General features: G+C 72.1%; 19 protein-coding genes. 14 read left to right on the top strand and 5 right to left on the bottom strand.

Annotated elements, in window-relative coordinates; genetic code table 11:
* Nucleotides 1–60: 60 nt before the first annotated feature.
* The 5 genes from IG88_RS0110295 (at nucleotide 61) to hflX (ending at nucleotide 7,177) form a co-directional block, all read left to right on the top strand.
* A complete protein-coding gene (locus tag IG88_RS0110295; RefSeq protein WP_031037841.1) occupies nucleotides 61–561 on the top strand; it encodes a membrane protein in 501 nt (166 codons plus the stop codon).
* Between the two features lie 61 nt (nucleotides 562–622).
* Nucleotides 623–1,516: a diaminopimelate epimerase gene (gene dapF / locus IG88_RS0110290; RefSeq protein ID WP_031037837.1), complete on the top strand. Its 894-nt coding sequence runs from the start codon at nucleotides 623–625 to the stop codon at nucleotides 1,514–1,516.
* A 261-nt stretch (nucleotides 1,517–1,777) separates the two neighbouring features.
* Nucleotides 1,778–3,949 (top strand): RelA/SpoT family protein, encoded by a 2,172-nt coding sequence (locus tag IG88_RS0110285; RefSeq protein ID WP_031037834.1) that lies wholly within the window; start codon nucleotides 1,778–1,780, stop codon nucleotides 3,947–3,949.
* Nucleotides 3,950–4,034: 85 nt separating this feature from the next.
* Nucleotides 4,035–5,537: a M1 family metallopeptidase gene (locus IG88_RS0110280; protein ID WP_031037831.1), complete on the top strand. Its 1,503-nt coding sequence runs from the start codon at nucleotides 4,035–4,037 to the stop codon at nucleotides 5,535–5,537.
* 146 nt (nucleotides 5,538–5,683) lie between these two features.
* Nucleotides 5,684–7,177 (top strand): GTPase HflX, encoded by a 1,494-nt coding sequence (gene hflX / locus IG88_RS0110275; protein WP_031037828.1) that lies wholly within the window; start codon nucleotides 5,684–5,686, stop codon nucleotides 7,175–7,177.
* A gap of 87 nt (nucleotides 7,178–7,264) precedes the next feature.
* On the opposite strand, the gene IG88_RS0110270 is transcribed toward hflX, so the two are convergent.
* Together IG88_RS0110270 and IG88_RS0110265 are read right to left on the bottom strand one after the other, a co-directional pair.
* Nucleotides 7,265–8,479, bottom strand: a complete 1,215-nt coding sequence (locus tag IG88_RS0110270) for a trypsin-like serine peptidase (RefSeq protein ID WP_031037825.1) — start codon at nucleotides 8,477–8,479, stop codon at nucleotides 7,265–7,267.
* A 126-nt stretch (nucleotides 8,480–8,605) separates the two neighbouring features.
* A complete protein-coding gene (locus tag IG88_RS0110265; protein WP_031037821.1) occupies nucleotides 8,606–9,838 on the bottom strand; it encodes a trypsin-like serine peptidase in 1,233 nt (410 codons plus the stop codon).
* A gap of 356 nt (nucleotides 9,839–10,194) precedes the next feature.
* Here IG88_RS0110265 and IG88_RS0110260 point away from each other — a divergent pair, with 356 nt between their 5' ends.
* The 4 genes from IG88_RS0110260 to IG88_RS0110245 all read left to right on the top strand — a co-directional run bounded on the left by IG88_RS0110260 (nucleotide 10,195) and on the right by IG88_RS0110245 (nucleotide 16,369).
* Nucleotides 10,195–11,475, top strand: a complete 1,281-nt coding sequence (locus IG88_RS0110260) for an aminotransferase class III-fold pyridoxal phosphate-dependent enzyme (protein ID WP_051851866.1) — start codon at nucleotides 10,195–10,197, stop codon at nucleotides 11,473–11,475.
* A gap of 39 nt (nucleotides 11,476–11,514) precedes the next feature.
* Complete coding sequence (locus tag IG88_RS0110255; protein ID WP_078861458.1) at nucleotides 11,515–13,449, top strand: IucA/IucC family protein; 1,935 nt, start codon at nucleotides 11,515–11,517, stop codon at nucleotides 13,447–13,449.
* Nucleotides 13,446–14,138, top strand: coding sequence for a GNAT family N-acetyltransferase (locus IG88_RS0110250; RefSeq protein ID WP_031037812.1), 693 nt, complete (start codon nucleotides 13,446–13,448; stop codon nucleotides 14,136–14,138). Before IG88_RS0110255 ends, IG88_RS0110250 begins: the two co-directional genes overlap by 4 nt.
* A 218-nt stretch (nucleotides 14,139–14,356) precedes the next feature.
* Entirely contained in the window at nucleotides 14,357–16,369 is a 2,013-nt protein-coding gene (locus IG88_RS0110245) for an ATP-dependent DNA helicase (protein WP_031037810.1), read from the top strand.
* Nucleotides 16,370–16,476: 107 nt separating this feature from the next.
* Here IG88_RS0110245 and lexA read toward each other — a convergent pair whose 3' ends face one another.
* The gene (gene lexA / locus IG88_RS0110240) at nucleotides 16,477–17,256 is read right to left on the bottom strand and encodes a transcriptional repressor LexA (RefSeq protein ID WP_030402615.1); all 780 of its coding nucleotides are present in this window, start codon (nucleotides 17,254–17,256) and stop codon (nucleotides 16,477–16,479) included.
* A gap of 529 nt (nucleotides 17,257–17,785) precedes the next feature.
* On the opposite strand from lexA, the gene nrdR reads away from it, so the two are divergent.
* Both nrdR and IG88_RS0110230 read left to right on the top strand, forming a co-directional pair.
* The gene (nrdR, locus tag IG88_RS0110235) at nucleotides 17,786–18,334 is read left to right on the top strand and encodes a transcriptional regulator NrdR (protein ID WP_031037806.1); all 549 of its coding nucleotides are present in this window, start codon (nucleotides 17,786–17,788) and stop codon (nucleotides 18,332–18,334) included.
* A 165-nt stretch (nucleotides 18,335–18,499) separates the two neighbouring features.
* Entirely contained in the window at nucleotides 18,500–21,400 is a 2,901-nt protein-coding gene (locus IG88_RS0110230; RefSeq protein WP_031037803.1) for a vitamin B12-dependent ribonucleotide reductase, read from the top strand.
* 76 nt (nucleotides 21,401–21,476) lie between these two features.
* Here the strand turns inward: IG88_RS0110230 and IG88_RS0110225 are convergent, their stop codons facing one another.
* A complete protein-coding gene (locus tag IG88_RS0110225) occupies nucleotides 21,477–22,010 on the bottom strand; it encodes a TerD family protein (RefSeq protein ID WP_031037801.1) in 534 nt (177 codons plus the stop codon).
* A 158-nt stretch (nucleotides 22,011–22,168) separates the two neighbouring features.
* Between IG88_RS0110225 and IG88_RS38585 the strand changes: the two genes are divergently transcribed.
* The 3 genes from IG88_RS38585 (at nucleotide 22,169) to IG88_RS0110210 (ending at nucleotide 24,467) form a co-directional block, all read left to right on the top strand.
* On the top strand, nucleotides 22,169–22,783 hold the full coding sequence (locus IG88_RS38585; RefSeq protein WP_037835696.1) for a YdbC family protein: 615 nt from the start codon (nucleotides 22,169–22,171) through the stop codon (nucleotides 22,781–22,783).
* A 106-nt stretch (nucleotides 22,784–22,889) separates the two neighbouring features.
* Nucleotides 22,890–23,549, top strand: coding sequence for a histidine phosphatase family protein (locus IG88_RS0110215; RefSeq protein ID WP_031037795.1), 660 nt, complete (start codon nucleotides 22,890–22,892; stop codon nucleotides 23,547–23,549).
* A gap of 12 nt (nucleotides 23,550–23,561) precedes the next feature.
* On the top strand, nucleotides 23,562–24,467 hold the full coding sequence (locus tag IG88_RS0110210; protein WP_031037792.1) for an ADP-ribosylglycohydrolase family protein: 906 nt from the start codon (nucleotides 23,562–23,564) through the stop codon (nucleotides 24,465–24,467).
* A 293-nt stretch (nucleotides 24,468–24,760) separates the two neighbouring features.
* On the opposite strand, the gene IG88_RS0110205 is transcribed toward IG88_RS0110210, so the two are convergent.
* Nucleotides 24,761–26,308 (bottom strand): MFS transporter, encoded by a 1,548-nt coding sequence (locus IG88_RS0110205; protein WP_031037788.1) that lies wholly within the window; start codon nucleotides 26,306–26,308, stop codon nucleotides 24,761–24,763.
* Nucleotides 26,309–26,427: the final 119 nt, after the last annotated feature.

Here is a 26,427-nt window from a genome sequence, read left to right as displayed (position 1 = left end):
CGCCGTGCCATCATCGAGCTCGATCGACCGAGTGAGTCCTAGTTGGGAGGGCGCGTGGCGATGGAGGCCGGCCCTCGTGACACCGCACCGAGCACCGAGCACACCACCGCCCGCCGCGGCGGGCCGGAGCCGGACGGCGGCGCCCTGAGCCCCGACGGCCCCGACGACTCTCCGGAGGGCGTCGCAGCCGACGGCCCCGGGCCCGACGAGATGTACGGGGACGAGGTCGAGGTCGAGCTGCGGCCCCAGCGCCGGCTGCGGATCTGGCAGCTCGCGCCCATCGTGTGCCTGGCCGTGCTCGGCTCGCTGATGTTCGCCTTCCCGCTCGCCTTCGACTTCGGCGACAGCGGCGCCGTGATCGCGATGCTGGGCCTGCTCATCTGCTCCTGCGCGGCCGGCTGGGGCATGATGGCCGCCCGCCGGGTCGGCTACACCTGGCCGGGACTGCCCCAGCGGGACTCGGAACGCCGTGCCGACTGGCGCACGATCCTCGTGTACGCCCTGGCGGTCGCCGCGGTCGTCTCCCTTGCCGTGTGGCGGGTCGCCCGCCTGCGAAGCTGACGCGGACCCCGCCGCCCGCTCCCCTCGACCTCACCCCGTGCCCACCCCGTACGATCGAGGAATGAGCACGCGGATCGCCTTCCTCAAGGGTCACGGCACCGAGAACGACTTCGTGATCGTCCCCGACCCGGAGAACGCCCTCGACCTGTCCCCGGCCGCCGTCGCCGCTCTGTGCGACCGCCGCGCGGGTCTCGGCGGGGACGGACTGCTCCACGTGGTGCGCTCCGCGGCACACCCCGAGGCCCGCGGCATGGCCGCCGAGGCCGAATGGTTCATGGACTACCGCAACGGCGACGGCTCGGTCGCCGAGATGTGCGGCAACGGCGTGCGGGTCTTCGCCCGCTACCTCCAGCGCGCCGGGCACGTCGCCGAGGGCGACCTCGCCGTCGCCACGCGCGGGGGCGTCAAGCGCGTGCACATCGCCAAGGTCGCGTCCGACAGCGGCCCCGCCGCGGGCGACGTCACCGTCGGCATGGGCCGCGCCCTGCTTCCCGAGGGCGAGGTCGAGGTGCGCGTGGGGGAGCGCCGCTGGCCCGCGCGGAACGTGAACATGGGCAACCCCCACGCGGTCGCCTTCGTCGCCGACCTGGCCCACGCCGGCGACCTGTACGCCCCGCCGCCCTTCGAGCCCGCCGGCGCCTACCCGGACGGGGTCAACGTCGAGTTCGTGGTCGACCAGGGCCCCGGGCACGTCGCGATGCGCGTGCACGAGCGCGGCTCGGGGGAGACCCGCTCCTGCGGCACCGGTGCCTGCGCCGTCGCCGTCGCCACCGCCCGCCGGGACGGCGTCGACCCCTCGGTCACCGGCACCCCGGCCACCTACACCGTCGACGTGCCCGGCGGCACCCTGGTGATCACCGAGCGCCCCGACGGCGAGATCGAGATGACGGGGCCCGCCGTGATCGTCGCGGAGGGCGAGTTCGACTCCGCCTGGCTGGAAGGGGTACTCGCCTGAACCAGAACCCGGTGAACCACCGCCCCCGGACCACGACCGCGGTGAACCACCGCCCGGCCCATGACACTCAGTGCGAAAACCCAAACCCTCGGACCATCGCTCGAATGGGTGATCCGTTTCACGCTCGGCGAGAGGCGGTCAGCCGCACGTGATGGGCTCGATAGCATCAAGCACCGGCCCGGACGGGGGACCGACACCATCCCCTGAGCCGTGTCCGCCCTGGGATTCCCCGTCCGCCGGTCCGCGCAGCCGGAGGTGCCCATGAATGCGGAGGCCGTGAATCCAACGACCCCGGGCCCCGTGCCGCCCGCGGCCGACGGTGCCGCCGCGCCGGCGCCCCGCAGGAAGGCCCGCCCCCGGATCGACCTGCGCCGGCTGGGCCGCGCCGCCCTGCTCGGCTCCGCCACCCGCAGCCGCGCCCTGCCCGACGCCATCGGCCACGTCGTCGAGGCGCACCGCGCCCACCACCCCGACGCCGACCTCGACCCGCTGCGCCGCGCCTACGTCCTGGCCGAGTCCTCGCACCGCGGCCAGATGCGCAAGAGCGGCGAGCCGTACATCACCCACCCCCTCGCCGTCACCCTGATCCTGGCCGAACTCGGCGCCGAGACCACCACCCTGACCGCCTCCCTCCTCCACGACACCGTCGAGGACACCGAGGTGACGCTCGACCAGGTCGGCGACCAGTTCGGCGCCGAGGTCCGCTACCTCGTGGACGGCGTCACCAAGCTGGAGAAGGTCGACTACGGCGCCGCCGCCGAGCCCGAGACCTTCCGCAAGATGCTCCTCGCCACCGGCAACGACGTCCGCGTGATGTCGATCAAACTCGCCGACCGGCTGCACAACATGCGCACCCTCGGCGTGATGCGCCGCGAGAAGCAGGAACGCATCGCCAAGGTCACCCGCGACGTCCTCATCCCGCTCGCCGAACGACTCGGCGTCCAGGCCCTCAAGTCCGAGCTGGAGGACCTCGTCTTCGCGGTCATGCACCCCGAGGAGTACGCGCACACGCGCGAGCTGGTCCAGGAGAACGCCGCCCGTGCGGACGACCCGCTCGCGGCGGTCGCCGACGAGGTGCGCGGTGTGCTGCGCGAGGCCGACATCCAGGCCGAAGTCCTCATCCGCCCGCGCCACTTCGTCTCCGTGCACCGCGTCTCGCGCAAGCGCGGCACACTCCGCGGCGCGGACTTCGGCCGCCTCCTCGTGCTCGTCCAGGAGGACGCCGACTGCTACGCCGTCCTCGGCGAACTGCACACCTGCATGACGCCCGTCGTCTCGGAGTTCAAGGACTTCATCGCCGTTCCCAAGTTCAACCTCTACCAGTCGCTGCACACGGCCGTGGCCCGCGCGGAGGACGGCCAGGTCGTCGAGGTCCTCATCCGCACCCACCAGATGCACAAGGTCGCCGAGGCCGGTGTGGTCGCGCTCGGCAACCCGTACGCCCAGCCGTCCGAGGAACAGGGCGCGGGCGACGGCGAGCGCGCCGACCCCACGCGTCCCGGCTGGCTCTCCCGGCTGCTCGACTGGCAGCGCGGCGCGCCCGACCCCGACACGTTCTGGTCCACCCTGCGCGAGGACCTCGCCCAGGACCGCGAGATCACCGTCTTCCGCCCCGACGGCGGCACCCTCGGCCTCCCCGAGGGCGCGACCTGCGTCGACGCCGCCTACGCCCAGTACGGCGAGGACGCGCACGCGACCATCGGCGCCCGGGTCAACGGCCGGCTGGCGACCATGAGCACGGTGCTGCGGGACGGCGACACCGTGCAGCTCCTGATGGGCCAGGACCCCGCCTCCGAGCCGTCGAAACAGTGGCTGGAGCACGCCCACACGCCCGCCGCGCGGATCGCCATCCAGCGCCGGCTCGCCGCCCACCCCGAGCCGGCTCCCGAAGCGGCGCAGCCGTCCCGCGGCCCCGCCACGCCCGACGTCCCTCCCGCCGCCCCTCGTCCGGCCGCGGACGCGCCGCCCGCCCGCACCGCCGCCGCCGACGTTCTCGTCGACCGGCCGGGCGCGACCGTGCGGCTGGCGGGCTGCTGCACCCCGGTACCGCCGGACGAGATCACCGGCTTCGCCGTGCGCGGCGGAGTGGTGACCGTGCACCGCGCGGAGTGCGCCGTGGTGGCGCGCATGAAGAGCGCCGGCCGGGCGGAGGTCGGGGTGCGCTGGGGGGAGAGCACCGGCTGCCGGGTCACCCTGCTCGCCGAATCGTTCGGCCGCCCGCACCTCCTGGCCGACCTGACCGAGGCCATGGCCCTCGAAGGTGCCGAGATCGTCTCCGCGACCGTCGAGCCCCCGGACCGCCAGCGCGTCCGGCACAGCTACACCGTCGTCCTCCCGGACGCGGCCCGGCTGCCCGCGCTCATGCGCGCCATGCGCGACGTCGCCGGCGTCTACGACGTCAGCCGGGCCCAGCCGCAGCCCGCCGGCGCCTGATCCGGCACCGGGCCCCGGTACCCGTTCGGGTGCTCCGGTCGCGCGCCGTCGCCGTACGGCACGCGCGCGCTGATAGCCGTGGGGGATGCTGCACACCCCTCACGCCCCGACTCCGCGACCCCGCGCACGCTCCCGGCGCCGGCTCAGGGCCGCGGCGCTGCTCGCCTCCGCCGTCTCCGTCTGCCTGGTCGCCGCGAGCGCGCCGCCCACCCCGCTGGGCGTCGGCGACCGCCTCTTCCCGCAGCTCGGCAACCCCGGCTACGACGTGACGGCGTACGACCTGGCCTTCACCTACTCCGGGGACAACAGCAAGCCGCTGAAGGCCGTCACCACGATCGACGCCCGGACCACGGCCGACCTCGACCGGATCAACCTCGACTTCGCGCACGGGAAGGTCGACTCCGTCGAGGTCGACGGCGAGCCCGCCGGCTTCGCCACCGCCGGCGAGGACCTCGTCGTCACGCCCGAGGACGGGCTGGAGGCGGGCGAGCGGACGCGGATCACCGTGCGGCACAGCAGCGACCCCGTGTACCCCGACGACCGGCAGGGAGGCTGGGTGCGCACCGCCGACGGCCTCGCCATGGCCAACCAGGCAGACGTCGCCCACCTGGTGTTCCCCTGCAACGACCACCCTTCCGACAAGGCGCGTTTCACCTTCCGCATCACGGCCCCCGACGGGCTCACCGCCGTCGCCAACGGCCTGCCGACGGGCGCCGTCCGCAGCGGCGGATCGACGACCTGGACCTACCGGACCGGACACCCCATGGCCACCGAGCTGGCCCAGGTGTCCATCGGCCGCTCCACGGTGCTGCACCGCGCGGGACCCCACGGACTGCCCGTGCGCGACGTCGTGCCGACCGAGCACCGCGCGGCGCTCGAACCGTGGCTGGCCAAGACCCCCGGCCAGATCGCGTGGATGGAGGAGAAGGCCGGGCCCTACCCCTTCGAGACCTACGGCCTGCTCATGGCCGACGCCACCACCGGCTTCGAACTCGAGACCCAGACGCTCTCCCTCTTCGAACGGGAGCTGTTCACCGAGCCCGCCTACCCGAAGTGGTACGTCGAGTCGCTCATGGTCCACGAGCTGGCCCACCAGTGGTTCGGCAACAGCGTCAGCCCGGGCACCTGGTCCGACCTGTGGCTCAACGAGGGACACGCCACCTGGTACGAGGCGCTGTACGCGGAGGAGACCGCGGACAAGCCCCTGGCGGCCCGGATGAAGGCCGCCTACGGCGCCTCCGACCGCTGGCGCACCGCGGGCGGACCGCCCGCCGCGCCGAAGCCGCCGAAGAACGGCAGCAAGATCGGCATCTTCCGCTCCAACGTCTACGACGGCGCCGCGCTCGTGCTCTACGCCCTGCGCCAGGAGATCGGCCGCCCCGCCTTCGAACGCGTCGAGCGCGCGTGGGTCGCGCGCAACCAGGACGGCACGGGGACGACCGCCGGGTTCGTCCGGCTCGCCTCCGAGATCTCCGGCCGCGACCTGGGCGACTTCTTCCAGGCCTGGCTCTACGGGGAGAAGACCCCGCCGATGCCCGGCCACCCGGACTGGAAGCAGAACCCCGCCGGGAAGGCCCGGGGCGAATAAGCCGGTGACGAGACGGCCCGTGCCGTGCGACCATCTTCGGGACGGCGCGCCACGGGCCCCGGGAATCTCCCCGGCGGTTCGCACGTTGTACCCGATGTCGCGGTGCGTGCGCCGCGTCCACCCACTCCCAGCTACGTAAGGATCCAATGACCTCCTCTTCTTCTCCCTCCCAGGACACCAAGCGTCTCGCGCAGACCTACCCCGAGGGCCTTCGGGCCGATGCCCTGATGGAAGAGGACGTCGCCTGGAGTCACGGCATCGATTCGGAGTGGGACGGCGAGCAGTTCGACCGCTCCGACCGCGCGGCCCTGCGCCGGGTGGCGGGCCTTTCCACCGAGCTCGAGGACGTCACCGAGGTCGAGTACCGCCAGCTCCGCCTGGAGCGGGTCGTCCTCGTCGGCGTGTGGACCTCGGGCACCGTGCAGGACGCGGAGAACTCCCTCGCGGAGCTCGCCGCCCTCGCCGAGACCGCGGGCGCCCTCGTGCTCGACGGCGTGATCCAGCGCCGCGACAAGCCCGACGCCGCCACCTACATCGGCTCCGGCAAGGCCCAGGAGCTGCGGGACGTCGTCCTCGAAACGGGCGCGGACACCGTCATCTGCGACGGTGAGCTGAGCCCGGGCCAGCTGATCCACCTCGAGGACGTCGTCAAGGTCAAGGTCATCGACCGCACGGCCCTGATCCTCGACATCTTCGCCCAGCACGCCAAGTCCCGCGAGGGCAAGGCGCAGGTGGCGCTCGCGCAGATGCAGTACATGCTGCCCAGGCTGCGCGGCTGGGGCCAGTCGCTGTCCCGGCAGATGGGCGGCGGCAAGGGCGGCGGCCTGGCCACCCGCGGTCCCGGTGAGACCAAGATCGAGACGGACCGGCGCCGGATCCGCGAGAAGATGGCGAAGATGCGCCGGGAGATCGCGGAGATGAAGACCGGCCGCGAGATCAAGCGCCAGGAGCGCAAGCGCCACAAGGTGCCCTCGGTCGCCATCGCGGGCTACACCAACGCCGGCAAGTCCTCGCTGCTCAACCGCCTCACGGGCGCGGGCGTGCTGGTGGAGAACGCGCTGTTCGCCACGCTCGACCCCACCGTGCGCCGCGCGGAGACGCCGAGCGGCCGCCTGTACACCCTGGCGGACACCGTCGGCTTCGTCCGGCACCTGCCGCACCACCTGGTCGAGGCGTTCCGCTCCACCATGGAGGAGGTCGGCGACTCCGACCTGATCCTGCACGTGGTCGACGGTTCGCACCCCGTCCCGGAGGAGCAGCTTGCCGCCGTGCGCGAGGTGATCCGGGACGTCGGCGCCACCGGCGTACCCGAGATCGTCGTCGTCAACAAGGCCGACATGGCGGACCCGCTGGTGCTCCAGCGGCTGCTGCGGGTCGAGAAGCGGGCCATCGCGGTCTCGGCGCGCACCGGTCAGAACATCGACGAGCTGCTCGCCCTGATCGACAACGAGCTGCCGCGTCCCTCGGTCGAGATCGAGGCGCTCGTGCCGTACACCCACGGCAAGCTGGTCGCCCGCGCCCACGACGAGGGCGAGGTGATCTCCGAGGAGCACACCCCGGAGGGCACCCTGCTCAAGGTCCGGGTGCACGAGGAGCTGGCGGCGGAGCTGACGCCGTACGTCCCTGCAGCGCTCGCCTGAGACACACACGTCCGTCCTCCAGGCGGACGACGACCGGGGCCCGCCCCCTGCCGCGGCAGGAGGCGGGCCCCGGTCCTCACGTGCGGCTCACTGACCGCCGTAGGTCCTGCTCATGTTCTGGTACATCGCCTCGGCCGACCGGCCGAGCTGCGGGCCCGCCAGCCAGCCGGTCGTCACCGGGCCGATCGAGGTGTTCGAGACCAGCTTGGTCTCCCCGTCCACCACCCGGAACCAGCCGCCGCCGGACGAACCGCCGGTCATGGTGCAGCCGATGCGGTACATCGTCGGCAGCGACGGGCTCAGCGACAGCCGTCCCGGCCGGTCGACGCACTTGAACATCTCCAGGCCGTTGTACGGCGGTGCCGCCGGGTAGCCCCAGGCCCCCATGCTGGACACCTCCGTCGCCGAAGGGGCGGAGAAGTCCACCTCCAGCGCGGCGCCGACCGTCTCCTCCAGCGACTTGCTGCCCTGCTCGGGCTTCACGTGCAGCACCGAGTAGTCGTACGCGGCCCCGTCGCCGCCGCTCTGCGAGCCTCCCTGGATCCACTGGTCCGAGGTCGCGGCCCAGTCGGCCCACCAGGTGCCGTACGGAGCCATCTCGGTGGCCGTCGCGTTCGCCAGCTCCGTCTCGGACTTGCCGTAGTCGTTGTACGACGGGACGAAGGCGATGTTGCGGTACCAGCCGCCGCTGCCGCCCGCGTGCACGCAGTGGCCCGCCGTCCACACCAGGTTCGACTTGCCGGGGTGGTTCACGTCCTTGACCACCGTGCCCGAGCAGACCATCGAGCCCTCGGGGGAGTCGAAGAAGACCTTGCCCACCGGAGCGGCGTTGTCGTGGTACGGCTTCTTCTCGGCCACGGCCTCGACGGGCGCCGGCTCCGGGTCGGTGGCGCCCTGGTCGGCGGACGCGTCCTTGGTGGAGACGGTCTTGTCGGCCTCCTGCGCGGACTTCATCCGGTCCGGCTGCCACAGGCCCTCGATCACGGGGTTGACGAAGTCCTTGGCCTCACTGAGCCACTTGTCCTTGTCCCAGTTCTTCCAGCCGCCGTCCTTCCACTGGTCGACGTCGATGCCGTGCTTCTTGAGCCTGTCCGCGAGACCGGCCGGCAGACCGCCCTCGCCGCCCGCGTCGCCGGTGCCGGCGGCCCGGGAGGCGTCGGCGGCGGGCTTGGCGTCCGCCTTGTCCTCCTCCGACCCGCCGCAGGCCGTCGCGGTGAGCGCCAGCGCGGCGACCAGGCCGGCGGCGGTGAGTGCGGTGCGCCGGCCGCGCCGTGGCGCGGCGGACGTACGTGTGGAAATCATGGTGCGAGGACCCCCGTTGAAACGTGTGTGTGCATGGTTGTCTGTCCTGGAGCGCGAGCGCGGCGGGGTGCCGGCCTCGGCACGGCACCCCCGCCGTCCTGCCGGTTCAGCTCGGGCGGGACCTGCTCACTGGCCGGCGAACTTGCCGCTCACCGCTTCGAACACGCCCTTGGCCTCCTTGCCGAGGCGCGGGCCGGCCAGCCAGCCGGCCGTCACCGGGCCGATCGAGGTGTTGGAGACCAGCGCGGGCTTGCCGTCGGAGCCCGCGGCGACCCAGCCGCCGCCGGACGAACCGCCGGTCATGGTGCAGCCGATGCGGTACATCGTCGGGTCGGAGGCGTTGAGCGACAGCCGTCCGGGCTTGTCCTGGCACTGGTACAGCTTCTGGCCGTCGTACGGCGGCGCGGCCGGGTAGCCGATCGCCTTCATGCTCTCGACCTCGGGCACGGCGGGCGCGTCGAAGTCCACCGGCAGCGCGTCGCCGACCGTCTCCTCCAGCGACTTGCCGCCGCTGCCCTTCTCCGGCGTCACGTGGATCACGGCGAAGTCGTACGGGGCACCCTCACCGCCGGTCGCACCGCCCTGCTCGATCCACTGGTCCGAGGTCTGCGCCCAGTCGCCCCACCAGACACCGTAGGGAGCGAGCTCCTCCTTGGTGGCGTTCTGCAGCTCGGCGACCGACATGTCGGCGTCGTTGTACGACGGGACGAAGGCGATGTTGCGGTACCAGCCGCCGCTCTTGCCGGCGTGCACGCAGTGACCGGCCGTCCAGACCATGTTGGACTTGCCCGGGTGGGCCGGGTCCTTCACCACGGTCGCCGAGCACACCATCGAGCCCTTGGGCGAGTCGAAGAGGAGCTTGCCGGCCGTGGCCGCGTTGTCGTGGTACTTGGCCGGCACGGCCTCCGCCTCGACGGGGGCGGGCTCCGGGTCGGTGACGCCCTGGTCACCGGAGATGTCGTTGTCGTCGACCTCCTGGTCCGGCTCCTCGGCGTCCCGCATCCGGTCCGGGTCCCACAGGCCCTCGATGATCGGGTTGACGAAGTCCTGCGCCTCGCGCAGCCAGTCGTCCTTGTTCCAGTTCTTCCAGGCGCCGTTCTTCCAGTCGTCGACGTCGATCCCGTGCTCTTTGAGCTTGTCCTTGATGTGGTCCGGGATCCGGATGCCGCCCTTGCCGTCGTCGGCGGCGGCGGTGGCGGAGGCCGAGGCGTCGCCGCCGGCCTCGGGGTCGCCGTCCTCGCACGCGGTGGCGGTGAGCGCTAGCGCCGAGACGAGCGCGACGGCCGCGGCCGTGGAGGGGGCTCCACGCCGCCCGTGTCTGCGCCCGCGCGTGGTGAACGACGGCCGTATGGATCGCATGGTGTTGACTCCCCCTGCTGTGAACGAACGTGGTCCCGCGGTCCGCCGCCGAGCGACGGGGACCGGGAACGGCACCACACACTATGCGGTGGCTGTGGGGGAGTTCCGACGGAACGGCAACGGTTCGGACACAGCCGCCTGACCTGGCACGCGGCGTCCGCGCGGCCGGGAGACCCGGCCGCGCCGCCGCCGCGGGCCGCCAAGTCCCCCACGCGGCAACGATCTTCGGGCGGGCCGTAACCCCGTGAGCGGTCCGCGGTTGGTAGCGGTGGGGGGCCCGCTGTCCGGACGCGGTCCCCCGGGCCCGGGAGTGCCCGGCACGCCGCCGCGTCCGGACAGCGGGAGGTCGACGAGACGTGGCGGGAACCCCTGGCGGGAGCCGGGCGGCCGGAGGCGGGGACGCGGGGCCGGTCGTGGTGGGGAAGCCCGCGGGCGGCGGGCCCGCGCGGACGCACGCGCGTGCTCTCCCGGTCGTACCGGTCCGCGCGCGGGGGCTCACCATCGAGGGCGCCGACGGCCGCCGCTACCTGGACTGCGTCTCCGGCGGGGGAACCCTGGCCCTGGGACACAACCACCCCGTCGTCCTGGAGGCGATCCGCGCGGTGCTCGATTCCGGTGCCCCCCTGCACGTCATGGACCTCACCACCCCGGTCGAGGACGCCTTCGTCACCGAACTGCTGCGCACCCTGCCGCCCGGACTCGCCGGTCACGCGCGCGTGCGGTTCTGCGGCCCCACCGGAACCGATCCGGTCGCCTGTGCCGTCTCGCTGGTGCGCGCCGCCACCGGACGCTCCCGTGTGATCTCCGTCCCCGGCGAGCCGTTCCCCGACGAACGGTTCCCCGACCGGCCGTTCCCCCACGACGGAGAGGCCGGCCAGGAGCCGCCCGCGGGACTCCTCCTGGAGCCGGTCCGGAGCGAGGCCGGGGTGTTCCCCGCCGCGGACGCCCTGGTACGGCGTCTGTGCGCCCGCACCGCCGAACAGGCCGTCGCGCTCGTCGTCGACGAGAGGGAGACGGGCGTCGGCCGGACCGGCGCCTACTGGGCGTTCGAGCACAGCGGGGTCACGCCCGACGTGCTGATCCTCGCCAAGGCGATCGGCGGCAGCCTGCCGCTGGCCGCGGTGGTCCACCACGAAGACCTGGGCGCCACCGCGGACCGTCCGGTCACCGCGCCCGCCGAAGGGACCGGCGCCGGCGCCTTCCGGGGCAACCAACTCGCCCTGGCCGCGGGCGCCGCCACCCTCGCCCACGTCCGCGAGCACCGCCTCGCCGAGCACGCCGCCGCACTGGGCGGCCGGATGCTGGGCCGACTGCGCGCCCTGGCCGCCGAGTCCGCGTGCCTCGGTGACGTACGCGGGCGGGGTCTGATGGCCGGCATCGAGTTGGTGTCACCGGACGGCACGCCCGGCACGCCCGCGCAGCTCGCCGCCGCCGTCCGCCGGGAGTGTCTGCGCCGGGGGCTGATCGTGGACGTCACGGGGCCGGGCGCGAACGTCGTACGCCTGCTGCCGCCGCTCATCGTCACCGAGGAGCAGATGTCGGCCGTCCTGGACCGGCTCGCCGACGCCGTGCGGGCCGTGGACCGTCACCGCTGCGGCGCCGCGACCGCGATACGCGCCGGGCGCGGCCCGCGATGACACCCACCGCCCGGACACAGCACGCCAGGAGGACCCGCGTTGCACCCCCACTCCGCCTCCGGACCGGCCCCCGCGGTCGCCCCCGCCCCCGGGGGCCCCGTTGACCCGGCGCCCCCGGCCGCCGCCGAGGCCCTGCCGGTGCCGGCCCAGGCCACGGCGTCCCCGGCGGACCCGCTCGACCACCTCGATCCGCACGCCGCCGCCGATGCCGCGGCCACGGAGAACCTGATCCGCTGCTGGGCCCGCGAGACCGGCGCGCCCGCCCCCGGCGACGGCCTCCTCCGGGTGCCGCTCCCGGCCTGCGGCACCGCCCTGACCGTTCCGGTCCGCTACTGGTCCCCGACCGGTCTGCACCGCTTCGGCCCCCCGCGCCTGGCCGGTGCGCCCGCCTCCGCGCCGCCCGTGGACGCGGTCACCCTCGCCGCGCTGCTCGTACGCGAGACGGCCGGCGCCGCCGGGCCCGAGGGTCCCGACCTCGTGGCGCGCGTCGCCGACTCCGTCCGGCGCACCGCCGTGTTCCTCCGGGAACGCGCGGAACCGCCCCCGGACGGACCAGGAGCCCGGCGCCGCGGCGCGCAGGACCCCGGCGGAACCGACCTCTTCCTCGCCGCCGAACAGGCGCTCGTCCTCGGGCACCCGCTGCACCCCACCCCCAAGAGCCGCGCGGGGCTCACCGAGGCGGAAGCCCGCCGGTACTCCCCGGAGCTGCGCGGTTCCTTCCCCCTGCACTGGCTGGCCGTCGACCCCCGCGCACTGTCGACCGACTCGGCCTGGACGGAACGCGGCCGCCCGGTTCCGGCCCCCCGGCTCACCGCGCGCCTCGCCGCGGACGGCCCGGCACCGCCGGAAGGCTACGCCCTGCTGCCCCTGCACCCCTGGCAGTTCCGCGCGGTGCTGCACCGGCCGGAGGTGACCGCGCTGCTGGACGCCGGCCTGGTCAGGGACCTCGGCGCCCACGGCACGGCGTGGCACCCCACCTCCTCCGTGCGCACCGTCCACCGCACGGGCGCCCCCGCCATGCTCAAGCTCTCGCTGGCCCTGCACATCACCAACTCCCGGCGGGAGAACCTCCGCAAGGAACTCCACCGCGGTGTCGAGGTGCACCGGCTGCTGCGCCGCGGACTGTCCCGCCAGTGGAAGGCGGCCCACCCGGGCTTCGACGTCGTCCGCGACCCGGCCTGGCTCGCCGTCGACGCAGCGGACGGCATGCCGGTGCGAGGGCTCGACGTCGTCGTCCGGCACAACCCCTTCCGGCCCTCCGACGACGTCTCCTGCGTGGCCTCCCTCGCCGCGGTCCGGCCGCACGCCCGGACGGCGGACGGGACGGCCGCGCGCTCCCGGCTGGCCGAGTGCGTCACGCGGCTCGCCGCACGGACCGGCCGGCCGCGCGGAGCCGTCGCCGTCGAGTGGTTCCTGCGCTACCTCCACCACGTCGTCCGTCCCGTCCTGTGGCTGGACGCCCACACGGGGATCGCGCTGGAGGCGCACCAGCAGAACACCCTGGTCCTGCTGGACGCGGAGGGCTGGCCCTCGGGCGGCCGCTACCGCGACAACCAGGGTTACTACTTCCGCGAGTCCCGCCGCGCGGAACTGGAGGCCCGGCTGCCCGGCATCGGCGAACACAGCGACACCTTCGTGGCCGACGACGTCACCGACGAGCGTTTCGCCTACTACCTCGCCGTCAACAACGTGTTCGGACTCGTCGGCGCCTTCGGCTCCCAGGGGCTCGCCGACGAGGGAACACTGCTGGCCGCCTTCCGCCGCTTCCTGGCCGGGCTGGCCGCCGGCCCGGCCCCCCTGGGAGGTCCGCTGCCCGCCCGCCTCCTCGACTCGCCGGTCCTGCGCTGCAAGGCCAACCTGCTCACCCGGGTGCACGGCCTCGACGAACTCGTCGGCCCGGTGGACACCCAGTCCGTCTACGTCACCGTCGCCAATCCCCTGCGCGCCTGCTCTTCCGAAGGAGTGACCCCGTGAACCCCACCGACGCGAGCGCGGACGACACCCTGGACCTGCACCTGCCGGACGAGTTCCTCGCGCTCCTCGGGGGCGCGGGCGACGACCGCGCGAACGCGGCCGGGGCACATGCGCGCGCCGACCTCCTCGACGGCCTCGCCGACTGGGGGCCGGTCACCACCCCCGTCGGCGTGTTCCACCTGGTGCCCGCCGACGTCGAACGGGACGCCGCGCTCGTCTCCCGCTGGATGAACGACCCCGCCGTCGCCGCGTACTGGGAACTGGCCGGACCGCGCAGCGTGACCGCCGAGCACCTGCGCGCCCAGGTGACCGGGGACGGACGCAGCGTCCCGTGCGTCGGAACGCTGGACGGGGTGCCGATGAGCTACTGGGAGATCTACCGGGCGGATCTCGACCCGCTGGCCCGGTACTGCCCGGTCCGCCCGCACGACACCGGCCTCCACCTGCTGATCGGCGACGACGCCGACCGCGGCCGGGGCAGGGGCACCGAGCTGATCAGGGCCGTCGCCGGCCTCGTCCTCGCGCACCGCCCCGCCTGCACGCGCGTGCTCGCCGAACCGGACGTCCGCAACCGGGCGTCCGTCGCGGCGTTCCTGGGCGCCGGGTTCCGGCCGGCGGCCGAGGTGGACCTGCCGGGCAAGCGGGCCGCCCTCATGGTCCGCGAACGGACGGGCCCGCAGTCCCCGTGACGCGCGGCGCACCTCGCCGTCTCCCGCCACGCCCGCAGGCAGCCCGTCCAGGAGGCCCCCGTGTCCCGCCCGTCACCGCGGTGCCCCGTGCCGCCGCAATCCCCGCCGTCCAAGCGGTCCCGCACGCCGTCGTTCCCGCGTCCCGGCACGCCATTTCCGTCCCGGCCGGCCGCCTCGCCGCCCCGATTGTCAGTGCCGGGCCGTAGGGTGGTCGCGCTATGACGAAGCCCTCACTCCCCGAACTCCTGCACGCCGCCGTCGCCGCCGTCGGCGGCACGGAGCGTCCCGGCCAGGTGGCCATGGCCGAAGCCGTCGAGGAAGCCATCGACAGCGGCTCCCATCTGCTGGTCCAGGCCGGCACCGGCACCGGAAAGTCGCTCGGCTACCTGGTGCCCGCGCTGGCGCACGGGGAGCGGGTGGTCGTGGCCACGGCGACCCTGGCCCTGCAGCGCCAGCTCGTCGAGCGGGATCTGCCCCGCACGGTCGACGCGCTCCACCCCAAGCTGCGTCGCCGCCCGGAGTTCGCGATGCTCAAGGGCAGGTCGAACTACCTGTGCCTGCACCGGCTGCACGAGGGCGTCCCGCAGGACGAGGAGGAGGGCCTCTTCGACCAGTTCGAGGCCGCCGCCCCCACCAGCAGGCTGGGCCAGGACCTGCTGCGGATGCGCGACTGGGCCGGCGAGACGGAGACCGGTGACCGCGACGACCTCACCCCGGGTGTCTCCGACCGCGCCTGGTCCCAGGTCTCGGTCTCCTCCCGGGAGTGCCTGGGCGCCTCGAAGTGTGCCTACGGCGCCGAGTGCTTCGCCGAGACGGCCCGCGAGCGCGCCAAGCTCTCCGAGGTCGTCGTCACCAACCACGCCCTGCTCGCGATCGACGCCATCGAGGGCGCGCCCGTCCTGCCGCAGCACGAGGTGCTGATCGTCGACGAGGCGCACGAGCTGGTCTCCCGGGTCACCGGCGTCGCCACCGGCGAGCTGACCCCCGGCCAGGTCAACCGGGCGGTGCGCCGAGCCGCGAAGCTGGTCAACGAGAAGGCCGCCGACCAGCTCCAGACCGCCGCCGAGGGCTTCGAGCGGCTGATGGAGCTGGCGCTCCCGGGCCGCCTCGAGGAGATCCCCGAGGACCTGGGCTACGCCCTGATGGCGCTGCGGGACGCCTGCCGTACGGTCATCTCGGCCATCGGCAGCACCCGGGACAAGTCCGTGCAGGACGAGGACGCGGTCCGCAAGCAGGCGCTGGCCTCCGTGGAGTCCGTGCACGACGTGGCGGAGCGGATCACGAACGGCTCCGAGTGGGACGTCGTCTGGTACGAGCGCCACGACCGGTTCGGAGCCTCACTGCGTGTCGCTCCGATGTCCGTCTCGGGGCTGCTGCGGGAGAAGCTCTTCACCGACCGCTCGGTGGTCCTGACCTCCGCGACGCTCAAGCTCGGCGGCGACTTCAACGGCGTCGGGGCCTCGCTGGGCCTCGCCCCCGAGGGCACCGAGGGCGACGACGTGCCCCAGTGGAAGGGCGTCGACGTCGGTTCCCCCTTCGACTACCGCAAGCAGGGCATCCTCTACGTCGCCAAACACCTGGCCCGACCCGCCCGGGACGGCGACCGCGGCGACATGCTCGACGAGCTGACCGAGCTGATCCAGGCGGCGGGAGGCCGCACGCTGGGGCTGTTCTCCTCGATGCGCGCGGCCCAGATGGCCGCCGAGGAGCTGCGCTCGCGCATCCCGGAGTACCCGATCCTCCTCCAGGGCGAGGAGACCCTGGGCGAGCTGATCAAGAACTTCGCCGCCGATCCGCGGACCTGCCTCTTCGGCACCCTGTCGCTGTGGCAGGGCGTCGACGTCCCCGGGCCGAGCTGCCAGCTCGTCGTCATGGACAAGATCCCGTTCCCGCGTCCCGACGATCCACTCATGAGCGCCCGCCAGAAGGCGGTGGAGGAGGCCGGGGGCAACGGTTTCATGGCGGTCGCCGCGACGCACGCCGCGCTGCTGATGGCGCAGGGCGCGGGCCGGCTCGTCCGGGCGTCCGGCGACCGCGGGGTGGTCGCCGTACTGGACCAGCGGCTGGCGACGGCCCGGTACGGGAGCTATCTGAAGGCGTCCCTGCCCGATTTCTGGTTCACCACGGACCGCAACCAGGTCCGCAAGTCGCTCGCCGCGATCGACGCGAAGGCCAAGCAGGCCGAGGCCGCCGAGGCCGAGCGGACCGAGGAGCAGACGCAGGACGACTGAGGGGGCGGGGGCCCGGGTACAGCGCGGGGCCCCGGAACCGGCGCAGAGGTTCCGGGGCCCGGTCGGATCGGCGGGGCGCTGTCGCGCGTACCCGCCCGCCGTGGCGCTCAGACGCGGCGCAGTACGGCCACCACCTTGCCGAGGATGGTCGCGTCGTCACCGGGGATCGGCTCGTAGGCCGCGTTGTGCGGGAGGAGCCAGACGTGGCCGTCCTCGCGCTTGAAACGCTTGACGGTGGCCTCGCCGTCGAGCATCGCGGCCACGATGTCGCCGTTCTCGGCGACCGGCTGGCGGCGGACCGTGACCCAGTCGCCGTCGCAGATCGCGGCCTCGATCATCGAGTCGCCGACGACCTTGAGGACGAACAGCTCGCCGTCGCCGACGAGCTGCCGGGGGAGCGGGAAGACGTCCTCGACGGACTCCTCGGCGAGGATCGGGCCACCGGCGGCGATGCGCCCGACGAGCGGCACGTACGACGCGGCCGGCTTTCCGGCGGTGTCCGTGGGCTGCACCGACGCCGCCTGGTCGGAGCCGCGCACTTCGTAGGCCCGCGGGCGGTGCGGGTCGCGACGCAGGAAGCCCTTGCGCTCCAGTGCCATCAGCTGGTGTGCCACGGACGAGGTGCTGGAGAGGCCGACGGCCTGGCCGATCTCGCGCATCGACGGCGGGTACCCACGCCGCTGCACCGAGTCGCGGATGACCTCGATCACCCGGCGCTGGCGATCGGTGAGCCCCGAGCTGTCCGCCCGGATGCCGGGAGGTCGCCCCGGCAGGGAGCGCTTGTGCCCCTCGGGATGCGCGGCGTCGCTCATCGCGTGTACCGGCTCAGGTCGGCCCTGGGGGCGTTCCTGGGCAGTGATGGTGGCACTGTCGGCGGTGGTGGTCACGTCGGCCCCTCTCGATGGTCTCCCTGCTGCACAACGGTAGTAGCTTTCGAAAGGTTGCGCCAAACACACGTTCGAGTGAAAAACCGCGAATCCCTCGCCCGTATTGCATGTCTGGGTGTATGGCTACCGTGGTGCCTGGCGGACAAAAGGGCTGATTGCTGTACTCTTCACCGCCGTGGTGACAACCTCCGGGATGTCGCCCCAGTCTGCCATCCGGCAGCCCGTTCGACGGGGTGGGGCTCCCATCTGTTGCGGTAGTCCCACGTCCCCTCCTCGCGGCGCCCACGGTATCTCCGCATTGCTTCCGGTCGTCCCGGTGCGGGCGCGCACGCACAGGCGCGACACGCGTGCACGGCGTGTTTGTTTGAGCCAATCACCACATCTAGTGGTTGGATTGCATCTGTAGCCCACAAGTTGTGGTCCCCCGGGTCTTCGAGCCCGTCGCGATCGCCTATGCTGGGGGCTGCTTCGAGGGGCTCACAGGGCCTTTCGAGGCTGTTGAGTCTGCTGTGAGGAGGGTTCGGAGTCCATGCACTGCCCCTTCTGCAGGCACCCCGACAGCCGTGTCGTCGACAGCCGTACGACCGACGACGGCACGTCGATCCGCAGGCGCCGCCAGTGCCCCGACTGCTCCCGCCGGTTCACGACCGTGGAGACGTGCTCGCTCATGGTGGTGAAGCGGTCCGGGGTCACCGAACCGTTCAGCCGCACCAAGGTGATCAACGGTGTGCGCAAGGCCTGTCAGGGCCGGCCCGTCACCGAGGACGCGCTCGCCCAGCTCGGCCAGCGGGTCGAGGAGGCGGTGCGGGCGACCGGAAGCGCCGAGCTGACCACCCACGACGTGGGGCTGGCCATCCTCGGACCGTTGCAGGAACTCGACCTCGTCGCCTATCTGCGATTCGCCTCGGTCTACCGGGCGTTCGACTCGCTCGAGGACTTCGAGGCCGCGATCGCGGAACTGAGGGAGACGACGGGGCGGCCCGGCGGAGGCGGCGACGCCGGCGCGGGGAGCCAGGAGAACGACCGCGGGTCCACGGGGGCGGGACACGTCCCCGAGCCCGCAGGCGCCGCCGACTGACCGGCGGGCCGGACCCGGACTTCGGCGCCCGGGCCCGGCCGGACGGCGGCGAGCAGAGACCTGTTGCGGGCGCAGCGAGAGATGCCCGCAACACCAGACAGAACACCGTGCCCACGGGAACAATCGGGGCACTTCAGGGCGTTTTCGCCCGTACAGGGAGGCGGCATGACAGAGACGGCGAGCGGTCCGGCACGGAGTTCCCGAGCCAAGGCCACCAAGGCGGGCAAGGGACTCCGCGTCGAGCGCGTCCACACCACTCCCGGCGTCCACCCCTACGACGAGGTGGCCTGGGAGCGTCGTGACGTCGTCATGACCAACTGGCGCGACGGCTCGGTCAATTTCGAGCAGCGTGGCGTCGAGTTCCCCGAGTTCTGGTCGGTGAACGCGGTCAACATCGTCACCAGCAAGTACTTCCGGGGCGCCGTGGGCACCCCGCAGCGCGAGGTGAGCCTCAAGCAGCTCATCGACCGCATCGTGAAGACGTACCGGAAGGCCGGTGAGGACAACAAGTACTTCGCCTCGCCCGCCGACGCCGAGATCTTCGAGCACGAGCTGGCCTACGCCCTCCTGCACCAGATCTTCAGCTTCAACAGCCCGGTGTGGTTCAACGTCGGCACGCCCCAGCCGCAGCAGGTCTCGGCCTGCTTCATCCTGTCCGTCGACGACTCCATGGAGTCGATCCTCGACTGGTACAAGGAAGAGGGCATGATCTTCAAGGGCGGCTCGGGCGCCGGCCTGAACCTCTCCCGGATCCGCTCCTCCAAGGAACTGCTCTCCTCCGGCGGCAACGCCTCGGGGCCGGTCTCCTTCATGCGCGGCGCCGACGCCTCGGCCGGCACCATCAAGTCCGGCGGCGCCACCCGCCGCGCGGCCAAGATGGTCATCCTCGACGTCGACCACCCCGACATCGAGGACTTCATCGAGACCAAGGTGAAGGAGGAGGAGAAGATCCGCGCCCTGCGTGACGCGGGCTTCGACATGGACCTGGGCGGCGACGACATCACGTCCGTCCAGTACCAGAACGCCAACAACTCGGTCCGCGTGAACGACACGTTCATGAAGGCCGTGCAGGACGGCGGCAAGTTCGGCCTGACGTCCCGCATGACCGGCGAGGTCATCGAGGAGGTCGACGCCAAGGCGCTCTTCCGCAAGATGGCCGAGGCCGCCTGGGCCTGCGCCGACCCCGGCATCCAGTACGACGACACGATCAACGCCTGGCACACCTGCCCGGAGTCCGGCCGCATCAACGGCTCGAACCCGTGCAGCGAGTACATGCACCTGGACAACACGTCCTGCAACCTCGCCTCGCTGAACCTGATGAAGTTCCTGAAGGACGACGGCAAGGGCAACCAGTCCTTCGACGCCGAGCGCTTCTCCAAGGTCGTCGAGCTCGTCATCACCGCGATGGACATCTCCATCTGCTTCGCGGACTTCCCGACCCAGAAGATCGGCGAGAACACCCGCGCCTTCCGCCAGCTCGGCATCGGCTACGCCAACCTCGGCGCCCTGCTGATGGCGACCGGCCACGCCTACGACTCCGACGGCGGCCGCGCGCTGGCCGGTGCCATCACCTCCCTGATGACCGGCACGTCGTACCGCCGCTCCGCCGAACTCGCCGCGATCGTCGGCCCGTACGACGGCTACGCCCGCAACGCCAAGCCGCACCTGCGGGTCATGAAGCAGCACTCCGACGAGAACGCCAAGGCCGTCCGCATGGACGACCTCGACACGCCGATCTGGGCCGCCGCCACGGAGGCCTGGCAGGATGTGCTCCGCCTCGGCGAGAAGAACGGCTTCCGCAACTCGCAGGCATCCGTCATCGCCCCGACCGGCACCATCGGTCTCGCGATGTCCTGCGACACCACCGGCCTCGAGCCCGACCTCGCCCTGGTCAAGTTCAAGAAGCTGGTCGGCGGCGGCTCGATGCAGATCGTCAACGGCACCGTCCCGCAGGCCCTGCGCCGCCTGGGCTACCAGGAGGAGCAGATCGAGGCGATCGTCGCCCACATCGCCGAGCACGGCAACGTGGTCGACGCCCCCGGTCTCGCGCACGAGCACTACGAGGTGTTCGACTGCGCGATGGGCGAGCGCTCCATCTCCGCGATGGGCCACGTCCGCATGATGGCCGCGATCCAGCCGTGGATCTCCGGCGCCCTGTCCAAGACGGTCAACCTGCCCGAGTCGGCCACCGTCGAGGACGTCGAGGAGGTCTACTTCGAGGCCTGGAAGATGGGTGTCAAGGCGCTCGCCATCTACCGCGACAACTGCAAGGTCGGCCAGCCCCTGTCCGCCAAGACCAAGTCGGTCAAGGACGCGGAGAAGGCGGAGATCACCGAGAAGACCGAGGCGGCCATCCGCGAGACGGTCGAGAAGGTCGTCGAGTACCGCCCGGTCCGCAAGCGCCTCCCGAAGGGACGCCCCGGCATCACCACGTCCTTCACCGTCGGCGGCGCCGAGGGCTACATGACCGCCAACTCCTACCCGGACGACGGTCTCGGCGAGGTCTTCCTCAAGATGTCCAAGCAGGGCTCGACCCTCGCGGGCATGATGGACGCCTTCTCCATCGCGGTCTCGGTCGGCCTCCAGTACGGCGTGCCGCTGGAGACGTACGTCTCGAAGTTCACCAACATGCGCTTCGAGCCGGCCGGCATGACGGACGACCCGGACGTGCGGATGGCCCAGTCGATCGTCGACTACATCTTCCGTCGTCTGGCGCTGGACTTCCTGCCCTTCGAGACCCGCTCCGCGCTCGGCATCCACTCCGCCGAGGAGCGCCAGCGCCACCTGGAGACGGGCTCGTACGAGCCGTCCGACGACGAGCTGGACGTCGAGGGCCTGGCCCAGTCGGCGCCGCTCGCCCAGGTGAAGGCCGTCGCCACGCCGAAGGCCGAGGCCGAGGCTGCCAAGCCCGCTCCGCAGCAGGCGCACACCAGCGCCGAGCTGGTGGAGATGCAGCTGGGCATCCAGGCCGACGCCCCGCTGTGCTTCTCCTGCGGCACGAAGATGCAGCGCGCCGGTTCCTGCTACATCTGCGAGGGCTGCGGCTCGACCAGCGGTTGCAGCTGAGCGCGACCGTCCGTAGCGGCTCATGAGTAAGGGGCGACCGCCATGGGGGTCGCCCCTTACTCATGCACCCGCACCGTCAAGGCCGGTGCGCCTGGCCCATCACCCGGGTGAAGGCCGCGGGATCCCCCTCGAACCCGTGCACGCCGGCCCGGAAGCCCCAGGCCCCCGTCTCGTCCCGGACGAATTCCGCGACCGTGGCCGCGGTGGCCCCCCGGACGCCGCCGAAGTCCTCCGAGGCCAGGTCCGTGTATCCCTCACGGATGCGCAGGCCCGGGTTGGCCACGTCGGCGAACGTCCGGCCCTCGGTGTGCTGCTGGATGACGACGCCCACCACCACGCGCGCGTACCGGGCGTCGAGCCGTTCCAGCTCCAGCGTCATGACCTCGTCGAAACCGAAGCCCTTGCCGTCCTTGCTGTCCCGGTTGAGGTAGATCGTGCCGTCGGGTGAGCGACTGTCGAAATGCACCACGTAGGCGGGGCTGCCGTACGGATCGCCGGCCGGATAGGTTCCGGCGACGAGGTCCAGGTCGGCGGCCGGCTGTCCCGCCGGACTCGGGTCCCACCGCAGTGCGACCTCGACCTTGCGCATGCCCTTGCTGAGGCCGTTCACAGACTTCCCCTTCCCAGGTCCCCCGCCCTGTCCGGCCACCCGAACTGCCGGACGGTGACGGCCGGTTGTCCATCCTGCCACGCACCGGGACCACGGTGCGGGCAAGCGGTCCGCCGGAGAGCCACCGGTGCCCCGTTTCCTGGCCTTACCATGGCGCGGTGCTGGTCAAGTGGATTCGCTGCACCGTGGTGGACCGCCGCGGTTTCGAACGGGGGCAGCGGAAGTGGGCGGGGCTTCCGGGGGAGCCGGGTTTCCGGGGACAAGGGGGTGGCTGGAGCAGGGCGCGGCCGGACGTGGCGCACGTCTTCGCCTTCTGGGAGAGCCGTGCCTTCTACGACTCCTTCATGGCCCGCTCCCACGACCGACTGGCGTCGGCGCAGGTGGGCACCTTCAAGGACGCCCAGGTGCGGCTCTTCGACCACCGCTTCGACGTGAAGACCGGCTTCGAGCCGCGCTTCCACGACGCCGACCTGCTGCGCGTGGCGCTGTGCCGGGTCCACGAGGAGCGGTCCGAGCACTACGTCCTCATGCAGGAGAAGGTCTGGAACCCGGCGATGGCCGGCTCGCCGGGCATGATCCGCGGCCTGTTCGGCGAGGCCCCCGGGGACGGCTACAACGAGTACCTCGTCCTGTCCATGTGGCTGTCGGCCGCCGAACACGGGAAGTACCGCACCGAGCGAGTGGAAAGGCTCGCCCTGCGCGCCCAGACGGAGGCCGACATCGCGGCCCTGACCGGCGACATCGTGCAACTGGAGCCCTCCTGGACCGTTTGAGGCCCGGGCCCCGCCCGGTCTCGGCCAGGTGTGGAGACTGTGTGACGTACGCCGTACGGGGCCGTACGAGTGCCTGATTCCGGCCGACTCGATCTAGGGTTCTGGCATGGCACGACCACGGCGCATCGTTCTTGTCCGGCACGGCGAGTCGGTCGGCAACGTCGATGACACCGTGTACGAGCGCGAGCCCGACCACGCGCTGGCCCTCACCGACCGCGGCCGGGAGCAGGCCGAGGAGACCGGCAAGGGGCTGCGCGAGGTGTTCGGCCGCGAGCGGATCAGCGTCTACGTCTCCCCGTACCGCCGCACCCACGAGACACTCCGCGCCTTCCACCTGGATCCGGACCTCATACGGATACGGGAGGAGCCCCGGCTGCGCGAGCAGGACTGGGGCAACTGGCAGGACCGCGACGACGTGCGGTTGCAGAAGGCCTACCGGGACGCCTACGGGCACTTCTTCTACCGCTTCGCGCAGGGCGAGTCCGGTGCGGACGTGTACGACCGCGTCGGCAACTTCCTGGAGAGCCTGTTCCGCAGTTTCGAGGACCCCGACCACCCGCCGAACGTGCTCCTGGTGACCCACGGACTCGCCATGCGGCTGTTCTGCATGAGGTGGTTCCACTGGACGGTCGCGGAGTTCGAGTCGCTGTCCAACCCCGGGAACGCCGAGATGCGGATGCTCGTTCTCGGCGAGGACGGCAAGTACACCCTTGACCGGCCCTTTGAACGCTGGCGAGATCCGGAACCGTACGGGATCACCGGATAGAGTGGCAGGGCGATGACCGCTCATTCTTCTCCTCACGGGCGCCTGGACCGCGCCCTTTCCAGCCTGCGCGGACTGGCGGTGGGGGACGCGCTGGGCTCACAGTTCTTCGTTCCCGCGAACTATCCGCTGCTGGGGCGGCGCGAGCTGCCGCCCGGCACCTGGCAGTGGACGGACGACACGGAGATGGCCTGTTCCGTGGTCTCGGTCCTGGCCGCCCACCACCGCATCGACCAGGACGCGCTGGCCCTCTCCTTCGCCCGGCACCACGACTTCGACCGGGGGTACGGTCCCGCGGTCAACCGGCTGCTCCGGCTGGTCCGGGAAGGCGGCGACTGGCGCGAGCTGGCCGCGGCGCTGTTCAACGGCCAGGGGTCCTGGGGCAATGGCGCGGCCATGCGCATCGCTCCGCTGGGGGCCTGGTACGCGGACGATCCGGAGCAGGCGACCCACCAGGCGGAGATCTCCGCCTACCCGACGCACCAGCACCGTGAAGCGGTGGTCGGGGCCATGGCCGTCGCGGCGGCCGCGGCGCTGGCCGCGGACCCGGCCGGGCCGCCCCCGGCGCACGTGCTCCTCGACGGGGTGATCTCGCTCGTTCCGAAGAGCGCGGTGGGTGCCGGGCTGCGCCGCGCCCGGGACATGCTCGACTACGGCGACGCGGCCACGGTCGCGGCGGTCCTGGGCTGCGGTCGTCGTACGACCGCACACGACACGGTGCCCTTCGCCCTCTGGTCCGCTGCCCGCGCGCTGGGGCGGTACGAGACCGCCTTCTGGACGACCGCGCAGGTCGGCGGAGACGTGGACACGACCTGCGCCATCGTGGGCGGGGTGGTCGCGGCCGGTGAGGCGGGGGCGCCGCCGGCGGAGTGGACGGAGCGGGTCGAGGCGCTGCCCGCCTGGATGACGGCGTCGGTCTGACGGTCTCCGAGGTCCCGCAGGGTCTGACGGTCTCCGAGGTCCCGCACGGACTGACGGGTTCCGAGGCGCCGAACGGAACTCTCCGTGTGCGACGGGAACTCTCCGTGTTCGCCCGTCCGTTGTCATGACAACCGCTGTGCGGGGCGTCCGTCCCGTGCCGGCACGGGACGGACGTGAGGGAGGTGGTCATGGAGGCGCTGTCGGTGTTCGCCGTGCTCCTGTGTGCCTGGTGCTTCCGGCGGGCGTGCGAGACGCCCGCCGGTGGTACCCGCTCGGTCCGCGGTCTGGTGGGGTCAGCCCACGCCCGGACCGGCCGAGCCGGACAGGGCCTCCAGGTCGCTCCTGCGCACCCGGATCACCAGCCACGCCGTGGCCAGCGCGAGTACGGCCATGGCGGCGGCCGGGACGAAGGCGGCCGAGATGCCCTGTGCCAGTACGTCGTGGGACCAGGGCGCCGGCAACTGGTGCGTCTGGGCGAACTGCGCCTTCTGTTCGGGCGAACCGTTGGTGAGGAAGTCCGGGATCTGCTTTTCCGCCTCGTCCTTGCTGGCCGTGCCGAAGACCGTCGTCAGGATGGCGAGGCCGATCGATCCGCCCACCTGCTGCATCGCGTTGAGCAGCCCGGACGCCGCGCCCGCCTCGTGCGGGGCGACCCCGGAGACCGCGGTCAGCGTCAGCGTCACGAAGTTCAGCCCCATACCGAGGCCGAAGATCAGCATCGGTCCCAGGACGCCGCCGACATAGGAGCTGTCGGAGCTGATGAGGGCCTGCCAGCCGAGCCCGATCGCCGCGAGCGTCGAACCCGCGATCATGAACGGCTTCGGGCCGAAGACGGGGAGGAACCTCTGCGACACACCCGCACCGATCGCGATCACGACCGTGACCGGCAGGAAGGCCAGACCGGCCTGGATGGGCGTGTAGCCGAGCACGTTCTGCACGAACAGCACGATGTAGAAGAACATGCCGAACATCGCCGCGGCCAGGCTCAGCATGATCACATACGTGCCGGAGCGGTTGCGGTCGGCGAACATCTTCAGCGGCGTGATCGGTTCCTTGGCCCGCTGCTCGATGAGGACGAAGGCCAGCAGGAGAACCGCGGCGGCCGCGAAGGAGCCGACGGTCAGGCCGTCCCGCCAGCCCTCGTCCGCGGCCCGGATGAATCCGTAGACGAGAGAGGCCATGCCCGCGGTGGAGGTCACCGCCCCGGCTATGTCGAAGCGGCCGGAGTGCCGTTCGGACTCGCTGATGTAGAGCGGCGCGAGGACGGCGATCAGCACACCGATCGGCACGTTGACGAAGAGCACCCAGCGCCAGTCGAGCCACTCGGTGAGCATGCCGCCCGCCAGCAGGCCGATGGCGCCGCCGCCCGCGGAGACGGCGGCGAAGACACCGAAGGCCCGGTTGCGTTCCGGCCCCTCGGGGAAGGTGGTCGTTATGAGGGCCAGCGACGTGGGCGACGCGATCGCGCCTCCCATGCCCTGAAGGACCCGCGCCGCCAGCAACTGCCAGGGTTCCTGTGCGAAGCCGCCGATCAGCGACGCGAAGGTGAACAGCAGGATGCCGGTCATGAAGACCCGGCGCCTGCCGAGGATGTCACCGGCTCGGCCGCCGAGCAGGAGCAGGCCGCCGAAGGTGAGCGTGTACGCGCTGACGACCCAGGTGAGGTCGGTGGTGCTGAACTTGAGAGCGTTTTGAATGTGCGGGAGCGCGATGTTCACAATCGTCGCGTCGAGTACGACCATGAGTTGGCAGGCCGCGATGACGGCGAGTGCGATGCCGGGATGCCCCTCCCGGCGGGCCGCCCCAGGCTTTCGGTCATTGAGCAGAGAAGAGGTTGTCACGATGTGTCCCCCACGGATCACTTAGTGAACGCTCGCGTTCACTGTTGCCGCAACGTTAGTGACTCGGCGACAGTGAACGCAACCGTTCACTTATTGAGGGTGTCGCGCGTTCCGTCCCC

The organism is Streptomyces sp. NRRL F-5650 (assembly GCF_000721365.1).
GTDB classification, from domain to species: Bacteria; Actinomycetota; Actinomycetes; order Streptomycetales; family Streptomycetaceae; genus Streptomyces; species Streptomyces ardesiacus.
The sequence above is the reverse complement of the archived record's forward strand: the minus strand, read 5'-3'. Positions and strand labels throughout refer to the sequence as shown.